Raw genomic sequence first — 15,669 nt, forward strand, 5'->3', positions numbered from 1 at the left:
CCACCAGCGGCATCCACGCCTCGCTGTTCTCGCTGGGGTCCTGGCACACCTACGACCGCATGGACTTCGGCGACGCCACAGCCATGCTCCGCGAGGCCGTCGACCGCGGCGTGAACCTCTTCGACGTCGGCGTSTAAACCGGGCCCGGTATGCCGCCCGCCTTCACCGACGTCATCTTCAGCGCGATGGTCCGCGCGGCGGGCCTCCGCCGCGACGAGTGGCTGCTGTCGTCGAAGCTGTGGCTCGAGGCGTTCGGCGCGGACGGCTTCCGCCCGCAGCTCGAGAACGCCCTGTTCCGCGTCGGCGCGGAGCACGCGGATCTGGTGATCCTCGGCGACCTGCGCCGGGAGGACCTGGAACTGCGCGACCTCGTGCTCGATCTCGCCGGCCTCGCGGATCGCGGGCTGATCCGCGCCTGGGGCGTGAACAACTGGTCGGCCGGATCCATCCACGCGCTGATCGACATCGCCGCCGCGGAGGGAGTCGCAGGTCCGCAGATCGCTCAGCTGAAGTACAGCGTCTCGCGCCGGTCCATTCCCGATGGCGAGCCGTTCGCGCGGCTCTGGGAGCAGGGGCTGACCCTGCAGGCCTCGGATTGCCTGGAGGGCGGAGTGCTCGCCGGCAAGGTGAACGGCGAGCGGCAGATCGGCCGGGATCCGGGCGGCATCCGGCAGCGCATCGTCGACGACGTCCCGGCGTTCACGACGCTCGCGGAGTCGCTCGAGGTGAYGCCGGCGCAGCTCGGCATCGCCTTCACGCTCACGCACCCTGCGCTCACCACGACCTTGTTCGGGGCCTCGAGCATCGCGCAGCTGCGCGCGAACCTCGATGCGGCGGCGCTCGTCGACCGAGTCGGATCGGCCGAGCTGCGCCGCCTCGTCGAACCCTTCTGGGCCGACCGCGACGTCGTCGATCCCGAAGGTCCCTGAACTTCCCGTATCCACCGAAAGGCAGCACCGCATGACCGTCACCGCCGCCGGCTATCCGACCGTGCCCCCGGTCCCGTTCGACCCTGAGGTGCAGATCGTGCTCGACGCGATCGCGCTGAACCCGCCGCCCGCCCTCACCCGCGAGACCCTGCCCCGCGAGGGCACAGACGCGATGTTCCCCGACAACGATACGGTGATCGCCGGGCGTCCGATCGACTGGGAGGACCGCGTGATCCCGGGTCCTGCCGGGGCGCCCGACATCGAGATCACGATCTTCCGGCCTCGTGGCGCGGCCGGATCGCTCCGCCCCGGGTTCGTCAACATCCACGGCGGCGGCCAGATCGTCGGACACCGCAACTGGGAGAGCGGCCGCGTGGTCGACATCGTGGCGGAGCACGGCGCGGTCGCGGTCAACGTCGAGTACAGGCTCGCACCGGAGCACCCCTCCCCGGCCGGGCTCGAGGACTGCTACGCCGCGCTGCTCTGGCTGCACGCCCACGCCGCGGAGCTCGGCGTCGACGCCGACCGGATCATCGTCGGCGGCGGCAGCGCGGGCGGCTGCCTCGCCGCCGGCGTCGCCCTGCTCGCCCGCGACCGGCAGGGACCCGCACTGGCCGGGCAGCTCCTGTTGTGCCCGATGCTCGACAACACGAACACGACCGTGTCGAGCCTGCAGTACGACGGCATCGGCACCTGGCAGCGCGAGGCGAACTTGCTCGCCTGGTCGTGCCTGCTCGGCGAGGACCTGGCGTTCAGTCCCGAGGCCTCCGGCTACGCGGCGCCGACCCACGCCGCCGACGTCTCGCACCTCGCCCCGGCGTTCATCGAGGTCGGCGAAGCGGAGATGTTCCGCGACGAGGACACCCAGTACGCACTGCGGATCTGGGCCACGGGCGGACAGGCCGAGCTGCACGTCTGGGGCGGCGGCGCGCACGGCTTCGACATGTACATGCCCGATGCCGAGATCTCCCGGGCGGCGCTGGCCGCGCGGGCCAGCTGGCTGCGCCGGATCTGGGGCGCATGATGGCCGCGAGCGAGACCGCGATCGGATCCGTCGCCCCCGTGCCCTACGACCCCGAGCTCGTCGACGGGCTCGCGGCGTTCCTCGACCTCGTCGAGATCATCCCGCTGCGCGCCGACACGATCCTCGCCAACCGCGCGCACTTCGCGACGATCATCCCGCCGATCGCGGTGCAGGCCGAGGGCAGGGCCGTGACCTTCGAGGACCGGTCGATCCCCGGGCCTGCGGGCGCCCCCGACGTCGAGATCACGATCGTGCGCCCCGCGGCCCCCGCGGCCCCCGCGGCGGACCCGGCCCCCGCCGTGCTGTCCATCCACGGCGGCGGCATGGTGCTCGGCACTCGGTTCTTCGGCACGCCCGAGCTCATCGGCCTCGCCGAGCGGCACGGCGTCGTGGGCGTCGCGGTCGAGTACCGCCTCGCCCCGGAGCATCCCGGTCCGGCACAGGCGGAGGACTGCTACGCGGCGCTGGAGTGGATGGCCGCGCACGCCGGCGAGCTCGGGATCGACTCGGCGCGCATCATCGCGTCCGGGCAGAGCGCCGGCGGGGGCCTCTCCGCCGCGGTGGCCCTTCTCGCCCGCGACCGCAACGGCCCGCGGCTCGCCGGCCAGCTGCTGGGCTGCCCCATGCTCGACGACCGCAACGAGACCGTGTCCGCTCGGCAGTACGACGGCATCGGCGCCTGGGACCGCAACAACAACGACACCGCCTGGACCGCGATCGCCGGCGAGGACCGGTTCACCGACCTGGTGTCGCCGTACACGGCGCCGGCCCGCGCGACCGATCTCGCAAGCCTCCCCCCGGCGTACATCGAGGTCGGGGCGGCCGAGACGTTCCGCGATGAGGCCGTCGACTACGCCTCCCGGATCTGGGCCACCGGCGGGCAGGCCGAACTGCACGTCTGGGCCGGCGGCTATCACGGGTTCCACGGCTTCTCCCCCGACGCCGTGGTGTCGGTCGCCGCGAACGCGGCACGCGAGAGCTGGCTGCGCCGCGTGCTGCGGCTCGACGGATGAGCGGGGTGCTCGCCCGCCCCCGCATGAGCACGCTGCGCGCGATGCTCGTGCTCGGCCTGCTGGAGGCGTTCGGCCCGCTGTCGATGGACCTGTACCTGCCGCAGCTGCCGCAGCTCGCCACAGCACTCGGCACGAGCGACGCGCTGGCGCAGGCCACGATGTCGGCGTGCATGGTGGGTCTCGGACTCGGCCAGCTCGCTGCAGGGCCGCTCAGCGACCGCTTCGGCCGGCGCCGTCCGCTCCTGGTGGGCGTCTCGGCCTTCGCGGTGCTGTCGCTCGTGTGCGCGGTCGCTCCGGGGATCGAAGTGCTCCTGATCGCTCGCTTCCTGCAGGGACTCGCCGGATCCGCCGGCATCGTGATCTGCCTCGCCATCGCCCGCGACCAATTCGCGGGCGCAGAGCTCAGCCGCATGCTGTCGCTGCTGTTCCTCGTCTCCGGGGCCGCCCCGGTGGTCGCGCCCGTCGTCGGCGGCCAGCTGGCACGGATCATGGACTGGCGCGGGATCTTCGGCGTGCTCGCAGGGATCGGCGTCGCCCTCCTGCTGGTCGTGCTCCTCGCGCTGCCCGAGACGCTCGAACCCTCCGATCGTCACGCGGGCGGTGTTCGAGAGCTCGGCGCGCACACCGGCGCCGTCCTGCGGGATCGCCTGTTCCTCGCGGTGCTGTGCGCGGGGGCCGGCGGCGGTGTGGCGTTCTTCACCTACCTGTCGATGACCTCGTTCGTGCTGCAGGATGAGTTCGGGCTGGATCCGCAAGGGTTCAGCCTCGCCTTCGCACTCGGCGCACTCGCGAACATCGCGGGCAGCCAGGCGAGCCGGCTGATCGTGCGCCGCACCGGCCCGCTGCGCGTCTACCTGCTGGGCGTCACCGCGACGGCGATCGCCACCGTCGTCCTCGCGACGCTCGCCCTGCTCGGTGCAGGTGTCTGGGGATTCGCCGCGGCGCTCGTCGGATTCATGCTCTGTGCGGGTCTGGGAGGTCCGAACTCGTCGGCCCTCGCGCTCGCGCATCACGGAGCCCGCGCCGGCACGGCCTCCGCCCTGCTCGGCATGTCGACGTTCCTGGTCGGGCCGCTGCTGTCACCGCTCGCCGTCGGCATCGGCGGTGCGAACGCGATGACGATGGGCGTCACGATGGCTGCCGCTGCATTCGTGGCGGCGTTGATCGCGTGGTTCGCCGTGCGCCCGGCGGCACGACGGTCGAGCTGAGATCGCTTGCTCTCGCGACCGTTGCGCGTCCCCAGCGTCCCGTCGAGGGTGTTCAGGTCGCACTTTTGGTCCTTTGGACGCCCGTTTTGGCGCAGAAACTGCGACCTGAATGCCGAAGCTCAGCTCAGCTCAGCTCAGCGCGGCGATCGCATCGCGCAGCACGCCGCCCGACGCGGCGAGCGCAGGGGCGGCGACCTCTGCGGACGTGCCGGTGAAGAGCATCAGCAGGGCGAGCTTGACGGATCCGCCCGCCTCCGAAAGTGCGCGCACTGCATCGTCCTGCGCCGCGCCGCTGAGCTGGATGAGGGTTCGCACCGACCGGGCCCGCAGCTTCTCGTTCGTGGCCTGCAGATCGACCATGACGCCGCGATAGGTCTTGCCGAGGCGGATCATCGACAGCGTAGTGAGCATGTTCACCACGAGCTTCTGCGACGTACCGGCCTTGAGACGGGTCGACCCCGTCACGAACTCGGGGCCGACGACGACTTCGATCGGCACGTCGGCGGCAGCGCCGATGGCGGATCCGGCGTTCGCAGCGATCGCGACGGTGAAGGCGCCCACCTCGCGCGCATAGCTGAGTCCGCCGAGCACGTAGGGCGTGYGCCCCGAGGCCGAGATCCCGACGACGGTGTCGTTCTCGCCCAGTCCGAGGGCGCGCAACGACTCCGCGGCAGCGGCGTCATCGTCCTCCGCGTTCTCCACGGCGTTGCGGATCGCCGTCTCGCCGCCGGCGATGATGCCGACGACCATGTTCGGATCCGTGCCGAACGTGGGCGGGCATTCGGAGGCGTCGAGCACCCCGACGCGCCCCGCAGTCCCCGCCCCGATGTAGATCAGCCGTCCGCCGCGCCGGAAGCGCTCCGTGATGCCGTCGACGGCCTCGACGATCCGATCGGCCTGGGCGGCGATCGCCTCCGGCACCCGCCGGTCCTCGGCGTTCATCGCCCGCACGAGGTCGAGCGTCGACAGCAGATCGAGATCGCCGCGAGAGGTGTCGGCCTGCTCGGTGGACAGGTGCGACAGCTCCCCGATCAGCGCCGCGAGTCGGGCATCGTCGGTCGCCGCGGCATCGGTCGGCAGGGCTTCGTCGGGCAGGCTCTCATTCGGCACGGTGCACGAACCTTTCGTGGAGAGGGGCGCGCCCCTCGGCGATCATGGCGGCGCCGTCGAGGGCATCGCCGCGGGCGGGGGCGGCTTCGAGCCCGCGGGTCTCGAGTGCGGATGAGACTGCAGCGCGGAATCCGTCGTGCGAGGTCAGGCCACCGTGCAGGGCCACCAGGGAGGATCCACCGGACGCGGCGAGCGCGGTCTCGGCGAGCAACCGGGCGGCCTCGTCGCGGATCGTGCGCGCGGCTGCGTCGCCCTGGTCGGCGGCGTCGAGCACGGCGGGTGCGAAAGTCGCCAGCAACCGGGCCGGCGCCGCGGCGCCTCCCAGCCACGCGACGGGCGACGTCTCCTCGCCCATGAGCAGGGTCAGCACGTCTGTCAGCACCGTCTCCGGCCCCAGCCCGTCCCTGGCGCGGAGCACCGCTCGCACGCCCTCGCGTCCGAGCCAGGACCCGCTGCCGAAGTCGCCCAGGTCCGGCCCCCAGCCATCCACGCTGCGATACGCGTCGGCGGTGACGCCCAGCGCGACCGCGCCGGTGCCGGCGATGAGCAGCACGCCCGCTTCGCCGCCGAGAGCGCCGACGTGCGCCGTGACCACGTCAGAGGTGACGGCGACGGGCACACCACGGTCGTCGGCGATCGCGCGGGCGAGCGCGCCGGCCTCCGTCGGTGCGTATAGCGCTCCCGCCGCACCCACGCCGATCCGCTGCGGGCGGAGGTCGGCCAGCAGCGGCAGGATCGAGGCCAGAGCCAGCGCCACACCGTCGCGGGCCGCCAGTCCCGGCGCGCCCCCGCCCTCGCGGCGCATCCCGTCCCCGTCGTTCGTCAGCCGAGCGCGGCACAGCGATTTACCCAGGTCGATCGCAGCCGTGCCGGAGAAGGTCATGCATCAGAATGTACGGGATCCGAACGATATGCGGGAAGCCGGGCTGCGAGGCGCCGCATGCACCTCAGATCACGAGCACCATCGCGCCCATCACGACCATGGACACCGCCATCGCCGCGCCCTCCGCCTCGAGCAGGATCCGCCCGTTGAGCACCCCGCTCCCCCGCGTCACCCCGCGACCGGAAGACGCGCCACCGGCGGCGACAGCCACGACGCTCGCTGTCGCGCGAGCACCGACCGCTGCGGCACGGCCCAGAACCGTGCGGTGCCGCACCCRCGCGAAGAGCATGAGCCCGAGCAGCACGGTGACTCCGGTCGCCGCCACCACGGACAGCGGCACGATCCCGCCGTGACCGGCATGCCCAGGACCCGCGGCCGCCGCCGCGGCGACGCCGCCGGTCGAGCCCGGATTCGCGCCCGTGACGACCTCGGTACGCAGCATCGCCAGAGCGCACACCGCCATCACCACGCCGCCGAGCGCGCGGTGGAAGCAGGCGTCGGCGTGCGTCCGCCCGCGCGTTCCCGCCACGCCCAGCATCGCGGAGACGATCCCCGAGACCGCGACCAGCAGCAGGATGCGGGCGTCGTGGCCGCCCGCACACAAGGCGACCATGCCGAGGGCCATCACCACGGCGCTCTGCCGCGCCTGCCATGGCACCGCGCTGGGCACGACGCGTCCGGCACCGAGGCAGCACGCCGCCGCGGCGATCGCGGATCCGATCATCAGCACCGTCGCTGCCATGTGGAGCATCCGAACAGTGTTATTGATCGAACGCTCAAAAACAATACCCCCGGGAGGCATCCGGATCTCGACGACCGATCGGTGACTGGCCAGACCGGATCCATCCGCGGCGCCACCCGGATGCGCGGACGACCATCGCGGAATCTGCGCCAGGATGGATGCATGCCCAGAGTCGTCGATCACGACGCGCGCCGGCGCGACATCGCCGCGGCGCTGCTGGCCGTCGCCGCCCGCGACGGCCACGACGGGGTGAACTCGCGGGCCGTGGCGCGCGAGCTGGGCGTCGCCGTCGGGTCCCTGTGGCACTACTTCGACGGCTTCGACGACGTGATCCGCGCCGCAGCGGCCGAAGTCACCCGCCGTACCGAGGAGCGGATCCGCACGGCGACCGAAGGCCTGCGCGGGCTCGCACGCCTGGAGGCGATCATGCGCGAGGTTCTGCCGGTCGACGCCACCACGCGCACCGAAGCGCATGTCGTCGTGGGGTTCTGGGGGCGCCTCGCCTCGATCGCGCCCACCGCCGAGGCGTCCGCTCCGACGATCCCGCTCTGGCGCACGGAGACCTCCGAAGCACTCGAACAGGCCGTCGCCGACGGCGAACTGCGGGCGGACACTCCACTCGACGACATACTGGCACTCCTGCGCGCGATCACGTACGGGCAGCAGATCGTCGAGGTCGCCGAGCCGGCGGACGCTGCCACGCACCTGCGCGTGCTCGCGGCGATCCTGCACCCCTGGCGCGCCTGAGGGACCACAGCCGGCCCACGCCGTGTCACGATCGGCACACTCCGTGACGATCAGCACAGGAATGGCGCCGATCCGTGTGCTGATCGCCACACGCTGTGCCGATCGTCACACGCTGCACCCCGTGACGGCGCGCGGATCCGCCCGTTGCGCCCGCGCCCCTGCGCGGCCTATCATCGAGCCAACCCGTTTCTTGAGCAATCGCTCAACTAAACCGCAGAGGTCGACGATGCCCCACCACGCCCCGCAGCCGATCACGCTCGACGCCATCCCGACGCCGCATCCGCTGGATCCCCTCACCGGGCCCGAGATCGCAGCCGCCCGCGCGATCCTCGCATCAGCGGGCCTGCTCGGCGACACCGTGYGGGTGCCGATGCTGCTGCCCGACGAGCCCACCCGCCAGGAGCTCGCGGCGTGGACGCCGGGCGCCCCGATCGACCGCCGCGTCGACGCGACCCTGCTCGACATGACGACCGGCGTCGCCACCGAAGTCGTGGTGTCGATCACGCGCGGCGAGGTGCTGCGCGCCGAACGGGTACCCAACGACGCCCCGCCCTACGGCCAGCCGCAGTACCTGTTCGAGGAGTACGAGCGCGCCGAGGCGATCGCGAAGGCCTCCCCCGAGTGGCGCGCCGCGATGGAGCGCCGCGGACTCGCCGCGCACATCGACCTCGCCTTCTGCGGGCCGCTCGCCCCGGGCTACACGGGCCGCGCCGACGAGGTCGGGCGACGGGTGATCCGCTCGCTCACGTTCCTCCGCTACGACGAGAACGACTCGCCCTGGGCGCACCCCGTCGAGGGCCTCATCGTGCACATCGACCTCACGTCGAACAGCGTGATCCGCGTCGAGGACATCGGCGACGTCCCCGTGCCCGCCGGACACGGCAACTACTACCCCGAGGTGCAGGGCGAAGCGCGCACGTCCCTCAAGCCCATCGAGATCGTCCAGCCCGAGGGCCCGAGCTTCTCGGTCTCCGGATCCCTCGTCGAGTGGGAGAACTGGTCGATGCGGGTGAGCTTCAACGCCCGCGAGGGGCTCGTGCTGCACGACGTGCGCTTCGACGGCCGGCCGGTGCTGAACCGGGCCAGCGTGCCCGAGATGGTGGTGCCGTACGGCGACACCGCACCGGGACGCTTCTGGATCAGCTACTTCGACGCCGGCGAGTACCTGCTCGGCAAGAACGCCAACCACCTCGAGCTCGGCTGCGACTGCCTGGGCGTGATCCGSTACCTCGACGGCTACGTCGCCGACGACCAKGGCMACCCGGTRCGGATCCCGAACGTSATCTGCATGCACGAGGAGGACACCGGGATCCTCTGGAAGCACACGAATCTCGAGGGCCGCTCCGACGTGCGCCGCGCCCGCCGCTTCGTCGTCTCGTACTTCTCCACGATCGGCAACTACGACTACGGCTTCTACTGGAACTTCGGCTTGGACGGCACGATCGAGGTGATCGCGAAGGCCACGGGCATCGTGTTCGTGGGCGCCGGCGAACCCGGTGTCCCGCAGCGTCACGCCACCGAGCTCGCCCCCGGCGTGTTCGCCCCCGTGCACCAGCATCTCTTCTCCGCACGATTGGACGTCGCGATCGACGGCAACGACAACCGCCTCGTCGAGGTCGACGCCCAGCGCGTGCCGATGGGCCCGGAGAACCCGTTCGGCAACGCGTTCAGCTGGACCGAGACCGTGCTGGCCTCCGAGTCCGCCGCGCAGCGCGAGGCCGACACCTCGGTCGCCCGGGTGTGGGAGGTGCAGAGCGCCTCCCACACCAATGCCGTGGGCCGCGCCACCGCCTACCAGCTCGTGCCGCAGCCGACCGCGCTGCTCATGGCGGATCCGGCTTCCTCCGTGGCTGCGCGCGCGGCCTTCGCGACCAAGCACCTCTGGGCCACCGCGCATCGCGAGGGAGAGCTGTGGCCGGCCGGCCGCTACCCGAACGCGCACCAGGGCGGATCCGGACTGCCGGAGTACTCCGCCGGCGATGCCCCGCTCGACGGCACGGAGGGCGCCGACCTGGTGCTCTGGCACACCTTCGGTCTGACGCATTTCCCGCGCCCCGAGGACTGGCCGATCATGCCCGTCGACACCGCCGGCTTCGCGTTCCGCCCGTACGGCTTCCTCGACCAGAACCCGGGCATGGACGTGCCGGAGTCGTCGCAGGCGCACGCCGTCAGCGGCGCCGGATCCGCGTGCTGCGGCGGCGGGGACGCCTGCACCTGCGGACACTGACCGGACGGATCAATCCCGCCGGCGCCGCATCGCGACGGCGAGGGCGGGGTTGCTCTCGTCCAGGCGGGCGGCGATCGTGTCGCGCACCTCGGGCGTCTTGTTCTGGCTGAGCTTGGCCCGGGCGTCGAAGCGATCGACGGACATCCGCAGACCGACAGCGCCCCGGGCGATCCGGCGGGTGCCCTCCTCGTCCTCGGACAGGCTGCGGCCATGAGGCCGGTGCTTCTCGAAATGATCGGTGAGCCGGCCGAGCATCGCGTAGTTCTCCTCGTCGGAGAGGATCTCCGGCGTGCCGTAGAGGTGCGCCGTGACGTGGTTCCAGGTCGGCACGAGGTCGCCCGGCGCGTACCAGCTCGGCGAGACGTAGTCGTGCGGACCCTGCACGATCACGAGCACCTGGTGCGCACCGAGCTCGTGCAGCTGCTCGTCGGGGCGACCGAAATGGCTGACGATCACGATCTCATCGCCGGCGGAGGCGGCCTCGTCCAGGATCACGGGGTAGTGCGAGGCGACGAGCCCGGTCGCCGTGTGCGAGACGAACGTCGCCCACGGGTGCGCGCGGATCAGCCGCTTGACCTCGTCCGGTTCGGTCATCAGGTAGCGAGGGGTGTGACGCATCAGGAGTCCTTCCGAAGGCGGGTGCGCACCGCGAGCGCGGCGCACAGGATGACGGCGAGTCCGCCGAGGATGGTGGCCCAGCCGAGCTGCTCGCGGAGCAGGATCCCCGCCCAGAGGATGCTCAGCACGGGTTGCACGAGCTGGATCTGGCTGACCTGCGCCATCGGCCCGATCGCGAGTCCCCGGTACCACGCGAAGAAGGCGAGGAACATGCTCACCACCGCGAGGTACGCGAACGCGAGCCACTGCACGGGTGTCGCGTCGGGCGGTCGGTTCACGAGCGCGAACGTCGCCAGCACGAGCATGAGCGGCGCCGAGAGCACGAGCGCCCAGGACACGGTCTGCCAGGACCCCAGCTCCCGCGCGAGCAGCCCGCCCTCCGCGTAGCCGATCGCGGCGGCGAGCACCGCGCCGAACAGCAGCAGGTCGGACGGCCGCAGCTCACCGAGGCCTCCGTTCTGCAGCGCCGCGAACAGGATGGCCGTCAGGGCGCCCAGGGCGGCGAAGAGCCAGAACGACCGGGCGGGGCGCTCCCCCGTGCGCACCACCGCGGCGACCGCGGTCGCCGCAGGGAGCAACCCGATGACGACCGCACCGTGACTCGCCGGCACCGACGTGAGGGCGAAGGACGTGAGCAGGGGGAAGCCCGCGACGACGCCGCCGGCGACGACCGCCACGCGCAGCCACTGCCGCGCCGTCGGCCGCTTCTGCCGTGTGAGAGCGAGGGCGGACGCGGCGAGGACAGCGGCGACCACGGCACGGCCGGAGCCGATGAACAGCGGAGAGAGCCCGCCGACGGCGACCCGGGTGAACGGCACCGTGAACGAGAACGCCACGACCCCGAGAAGACCCCAGCCGAGCCCAGGAGGGAGGGAAAACGCTTGGCGTGGCGGTTGAGTAACGCTACTCTGTTCTTTCATGAGTCAGGATAGCACCGAGCGCATCGTGACAGCGCTGCGCGAGTGGATCGCACGTGCGGCGCCGGGCGCCCGTCTCCCCTCGAATCGGGAGCTGACGCTCCAGCACGGGGCCAGCCCGGTGACGGTGCAGAAGGCGATGCGCCGACTGTCCGCACTCGGCCTGATCGAGACCCGGCCCGGGGTCGGCACGTTCGCCCGCGCGATGCGCACGGCACGACCCGCCGACTACTCCTGGCAGACCGCGGCCCTCGGGGCGCTGCCGTCGCGGATGCCTCTGCTCTCCTCGACCCAGCGCTCCGCGGCCCCCGATGCGATCGCACTGCATTCCGGCTACCCGGCTCCCGAACTGCTGCCCGAACGCCTGGTCCGGCAGGCGCTCGCCCGCGCAGCCCGCCTGGAGGCGGCCGTGCTGCGCTCCCCCGCGGCGGGATCCCCCGAGCTGCAGGCATGGTTCGCCGGGGAGCTCGCCGCTGCCGCTCCGGTCGGTGTGACCCCGGCATCCGCCCGAGACGCGCTCATCATCTCCGGCAGCCAGAGCGGGCTCAGCTCGATCTTCCGCGCCGTGGTCGGCGTCGGCCAGCCTCTGCTCATCGAATCGCCCACCTATTGGGGCGCGATCCTCGCGGCAGCGCAGGCGGGCGTCGAGCTCGTGCCCGTCCCCGCCGGTCCGGATGGGCCGGATCCGGATGCCGTCGAACGCGCCTTCGCCGAGACCGGCGCCCGCGGGTTCTACGCCCAGCCGACGTTCGCGAACCCGACGGGCGCGATGTGGTCCGAGACGACGAGGACCGCCGTGCTCGAGATCGTGCGACAGCACGGCGCGTTCCTCATCGAGGACGACTGGGCGCACGACCTCGCGATCGACGCGGATCCCCGTCCGATCGCCCTCCAGGACGACGACGGCCATGTGATCTACCTCCGTTCGCTGACCAAGAGCGTGTCGCCCGCCCTGCGCGTCGCGGCGGTCATCGCCCGCGGGCCTGCGCGGGAGCGCATCCTGGCCGATCGCGCCGCGGAGTCTATGTACGTCAGCGGGCTGCTGCAGGCCGCGGCGCTCGACGTCGTCACACAGCCCGCCTGGCGCGCTCATCTGCGCGGCCTGCGGGAGCAGCTGCGGGCCCGCCGGGATCTGCTGCTCGACGCGCTCCACGAGCACGCCCCGACCGCGAGCGTCGAGACGGTGCCGCGCGGCGGGCTCAATCTGTGGGTGCGCCTGCCCGAGGGCGGAGACGCCGAGCAGGTCGTGCGCGAGTGCGCGGTGCGCGGCGTGATCCTCGCGCCGGGGTCGGAGTGGTTCCCCGCAGAGCCGTCTGGTGCGTTCGTCCGACTCAACTACTCCGGAGCGGCCCCGGAGCGCTTCCCTGAGGCCGCACGCGTCCTCGGCGACGTGCTCTCCGGATCCTGATCCGCGCGACGCTCGGAGAGGACGAGCCGGAGCGGACTCAGACCGCCTTCGCGACGAAGCCGCCGGATCCGACGAGCGCATCGGCGGTGGCGATGATGGTGTCGCGGAGGGCCGCGGCCGCTCGCGTCGGCGCCATGTCGGCGCGGTGCGCCAGGCTCACCGTGCGGGTCAGCTTCGGCGAGGCCAGCGGCACGGCGCGCAAGCCCGGGCGGTCGAGCGCCACCATGGCGGGGACGACAGCGACGCCCACTCCGCGCTCCACGAAGCGCAGCACGGTGTCCATCTCCGGCCCCTCCACGACCACCTCCGCGGTCAGCCCCGATCCGGCGAAGGCGGCATCGGTCGCGGCGCGCAGCTCATAGCTGCGCGGGAAGGCGATGAGCGGCAGATCCGCGACCGCGGCGAGCGCGATCGCCCGGCCGTGGCTCACCGGCGACTGCGCGGCGGACGAGATCACCACGAGATCCTCTTCCAGCAGCGCGGTACGGGTGAGGCTCACCGGAGAGGCCGCCGCCGCATCCGAGGAGGCGAGGAGCGCAAGGTCCAGCGCGCCCTCGGCCAGCGCGGACACGAGCCCCCGCGAGCCGCGCTCGGTGATCTCCAGTTCGATCCCGGGGTGTGCGGCACGGAACGCGCCCACGACCTCCGGCACGATGCTCGCGCACAGCGACGGTGGAGCGCCCAGGCGCACCCGCCCCCGGCGCAGTCCCGCGATCTCGGCCATCTCCCGGCGCACCGAGGCGGCATCGGCGAGCATGCGGCGGGCGTACGGCAGCAGCACCTCGCCCGCGGCCGTGAGCGAGATGTGACCGCGCGCGCGATGGAACAACTCGGATCCGAGCTCTCGCTCCAGCGTCGAGATCTGCCGGCTCAGGGAAGGCTGCGCGAGATGCAGCTCCTCGGCAGCCCGGGTGAAGTTGCCSAGCCGGGCGATCTCGACGAATCCGCGGAGCTGCTCGAGGTTCATGGCCATAGCCTAGAGGCATTCAGTCCAGCGGCATTATGCATTGGAGTAATCGTCGGCGGATTCYTAGCGTGGAAGCCATGACTGAGAACACCACCCACGAGCGCCTCGTCTCCACGACTGTGCTCGTGATCGGCACCGGCGGATCCGGACTGCGCGCGGCCATCGAGGTCGCCGAGCAGGGCGTCGACGTGCTCGCCGTCGGCAAGCGCCCGCGCCACGACGCCCACACCTCCCTCGCGGCCGGCGGCATCAACGCCGCCCTCGGCACCATGGATCCGCAGGACAGCTGGCAGCAGCACGCCGCCGACACGATCAAGGAGAGTTATTTCCTCGCGGATCCCCGCACGGTCGAGATCGTCACACGAGGCGCGGAAGAGGGCATCCGCGACCTCGAGCGTTACGGCATGGGCTTCGCCCGCGAGGACGACGGCCGCATCTCGCAGCGCTTCTTCGGCGCGCACACCTTTCGCCGCACCGCGTTCGCGGGCGACTACACCGGGCTCGAGATCCAGCGCGCACTCGTCGACCGCGCCGAACAGCTCGAGATCCCGATCCTCGACACCGTCTACATCACGCGCCTGCTGGTCGACGACGTCGCCGCACCCGACGGCGGCACCGCGCCCCGCATCTTCGGCGCCTACGGCTTCGACCTGGTCTCCGGCGAGCGCTACCTCATCCACGCCGACGCCGTGATCCTCGCCGCCGGCGGCCACAACCGGATCTGGCGGCGCACGTCGTCGCGCCGCGACGAGAACACCGGCGACTCATTCCGTCTGGCCGTGGAGGCCGGCGGGCGGATCCGCGACCCCGAGCTGGTGCAGTTCCACCCCTCCGGCATCATCGAACCGGAGAGCGAGGCGGGAACACTGGTCTCCGAGGCGGCGCGCGGCGAGGGCGGCATTCTGCGCAACGGCCTCGGTGAGCGCTTCATGAGCAAGTACGACCCGGAGCGGATGGAGCTTTCCACGCGCGATCGCGTGGCGCTGGCCGCGTACACGGAGATCGCGGAGGGCAGGGGCACCCCGAACGGGGGCGTCTGGCTGGATGTCTCGCACCTGCCCCGCGAGACGATCATGACCCGCCTGCCGCGCGTGTACCAGACGATGCTCGAGCTGCAGATGCTCGACATCACGAAGGACCCGATCGAGATCGCACCGACCGCGCACTACTCGATGGGCGGCGTCTGGGTGCGCCCGGAGGACCACCGCACCGATGTGGACGGGCTCTACGCGATCGGCGAGGCGTCGTCTGGCCTCCACGGCGCGAACCGGCTCGGCGGCAACTCGCTCATCGAGCTGCTCGTGTTCGGCCGTATCACCGGCCGCGCCGCCGTCGCGCACGCCTACGGACTCGACGCGCAGCGCCGCTCGACCGTCGCGGTGCGCCGTGCGCGGGCGGAGATCGACGACATGCTCGCCGCCGACGGCCCGGAGAACGTGCGAGCCCTGCAGCGGGCGATCCGCGACACCATGACGGCGCACGCCGGCGTCGTCCGCAACGAGGACGGACTGGTCGCGGGCCTCGCCGAACTCGACGCGATCGAGGAGCGGATGACGCGGATCGGGATCCACCCCGACATCGCCGGGTTCCAGGATCTCGCGCACGCGTTCGACCTGCGCTCCTCCGCCCTCGCCGCACGGGCGACGCTGGAGGCGGCGCTCGAGCGCCGCGAGACCCGCGGCTGCCACAACCGCAGCGACTACCCCGCGATGGATCCGGCCCTGCAGGTGAACCTGGTGTGGTCGCCGTCCACGGGCGTCGTACGCGAGGAGATCCCGTCGATCCCGGCGGAGATCGACGCGCTGATCCGCGAGGTGGACACCGCCGGGAAGCTCGTGGAGTAGCGCCGGATCCTCGATCGCCGCGGCCCGTCAGG

General features: G+C 72.0%; 14 protein-coding genes. 8 read left to right on the forward strand and 6 right to left on the reverse strand.

All coding sequences use genetic code 11. The annotated features are described in order from the left end of the window. Positions 1-149 precede the first annotated feature (149 nt). The 4 genes from AC1DMN_RS14390 to AC1DMN_RS14405 are packed head-to-tail and all read left to right on the forward strand — an operon-like array spanning position 150 to position 4,174. Positions 150-929 (forward strand): aldo/keto reductase, encoded by a 780-nt coding sequence (locus AC1DMN_RS14390; RefSeq protein ID WP_477384444.1) that lies wholly within the window; start codon positions 150-152, stop codon positions 927-929. A 31-nt stretch (positions 930-960) separates the two neighbouring features. Continuing rightward, positions 961-1,953 (forward strand): alpha/beta hydrolase, encoded by a 993-nt coding sequence (locus AC1DMN_RS14395; protein ID WP_477230914.1) that lies wholly within the window; start codon positions 961-963, stop codon positions 1,951-1,953. After that, a complete protein-coding gene (locus AC1DMN_RS14400; protein ID WP_477230915.1) occupies positions 1,950-2,966 on the forward strand; it encodes an alpha/beta hydrolase in 1,017 nt (338 codons plus the stop codon). The genes AC1DMN_RS14395 and AC1DMN_RS14400 overlap by 4 nt, the downstream gene beginning before the upstream one ends. After that, on the forward strand, positions 2,963-4,174 hold the full coding sequence (locus AC1DMN_RS14405) for a multidrug effflux MFS transporter (protein ID WP_441977281.1): 1,212 nt from the start codon (positions 2,963-2,965) through the stop codon (positions 4,172-4,174). The genes AC1DMN_RS14400 and AC1DMN_RS14405 overlap by 4 nt, the downstream gene beginning before the upstream one ends. 129 nt (positions 4,175-4,303) lie before the next feature. Here AC1DMN_RS14405 and murQ read toward each other — a convergent pair whose 3' ends face one another. The 3 genes from murQ to AC1DMN_RS14420 form a co-directional block, all read right to left on the reverse strand. Continuing rightward, a complete protein-coding gene (gene murQ / locus AC1DMN_RS14410) occupies positions 4,304-5,284 on the reverse strand; it encodes an N-acetylmuramic acid 6-phosphate etherase (RefSeq protein WP_477384446.1) in 981 nt (326 codons plus the stop codon). Continuing rightward, the gene (locus AC1DMN_RS14415; protein WP_477230916.1) at positions 5,274-6,167 is read right to left on the reverse strand and encodes an N-acetylglucosamine kinase; all 894 of its coding nucleotides are present in this window, start codon (positions 6,165-6,167) and stop codon (positions 5,274-5,276) included. Before AC1DMN_RS14415 ends, murQ begins: the two co-directional genes overlap by 11 nt. A gap of 64 nt (positions 6,168-6,231) precedes the next feature. Then, positions 6,232-6,918 carry a hypothetical protein gene (locus tag AC1DMN_RS14420; protein WP_477384448.1) on the reverse strand — a complete coding sequence of 229 codons (687 nt, stop codon included), beginning with the start codon at positions 6,916-6,918 and terminating at the stop codon, positions 6,232-6,234. Between the two features lie 153 nt (positions 6,919-7,071). Between AC1DMN_RS14420 and AC1DMN_RS14425 the strand changes: the two genes are divergently transcribed. Both AC1DMN_RS14425 and AC1DMN_RS14430 read left to right on the forward strand, forming a co-directional pair. After that, entirely contained in the window at positions 7,072-7,656 is a 585-nt protein-coding gene (locus tag AC1DMN_RS14425) for a TetR/AcrR family transcriptional regulator (protein ID WP_441977285.1), read from the forward strand. Positions 7,657-7,882: 226 nt separating this feature from the next. Continuing rightward, positions 7,883-9,883: a primary-amine oxidase gene (locus AC1DMN_RS14430; RefSeq protein ID WP_477384450.1), complete on the forward strand. Its 2,001-nt coding sequence runs from the start codon at positions 7,883-7,885 to the stop codon at positions 9,881-9,883. A gap of 9 nt (positions 9,884-9,892) precedes the next feature. On the opposite strand, the gene AC1DMN_RS14435 is transcribed toward AC1DMN_RS14430, so the two are convergent. Together AC1DMN_RS14435 and AC1DMN_RS14440 are read right to left on the reverse strand one after the other, a co-directional pair. Next, a complete protein-coding gene (locus AC1DMN_RS14435) occupies positions 9,893-10,501 on the reverse strand; it encodes an FMN-binding negative transcriptional regulator (protein WP_477230918.1) in 609 nt (202 codons plus the stop codon). Beyond that, entirely contained in the window at positions 10,501-11,421 is a 921-nt protein-coding gene (locus AC1DMN_RS14440; RefSeq protein WP_477230919.1) for a DMT family transporter, read from the reverse strand. The genes AC1DMN_RS14435 and AC1DMN_RS14440 overlap by 1 nt, the downstream gene beginning before the upstream one ends. Here AC1DMN_RS14440 and AC1DMN_RS14445 point away from each other — a divergent pair. Next, positions 11,420-12,826: an aminotransferase-like domain-containing protein gene (locus tag AC1DMN_RS14445; RefSeq protein WP_441977289.1), complete on the forward strand. Its 1,407-nt coding sequence runs from the start codon at positions 11,420-11,422 to the stop codon at positions 12,824-12,826. The genes AC1DMN_RS14440 and AC1DMN_RS14445 overlap by 2 nt on opposite strands. Before the next feature lie 37 nt (positions 12,827-12,863). On the opposite strand, the gene AC1DMN_RS14450 is transcribed toward AC1DMN_RS14445, so the two are convergent. Further along, positions 12,864-13,793: a LysR family transcriptional regulator gene (locus AC1DMN_RS14450; protein ID WP_440733414.1), complete on the reverse strand. Its 930-nt coding sequence runs from the start codon at positions 13,791-13,793 to the stop codon at positions 12,864-12,866. A gap of 77 nt (positions 13,794-13,870) precedes the next feature. Between AC1DMN_RS14450 and AC1DMN_RS14455 the strand changes: the two genes are divergently transcribed. Continuing rightward, positions 13,871-15,637 carry an FAD-binding protein gene (locus tag AC1DMN_RS14455; RefSeq protein ID WP_477230920.1) on the forward strand — a complete coding sequence of 589 codons (1,767 nt, stop codon included), beginning with the start codon at positions 13,871-13,873 and terminating at the stop codon, positions 15,635-15,637. Positions 15,638-15,669: the final 32 nt, after the last annotated feature.

This window comes from Microbacterium sp. 01T413_2 (assembly GCF_056398985.1).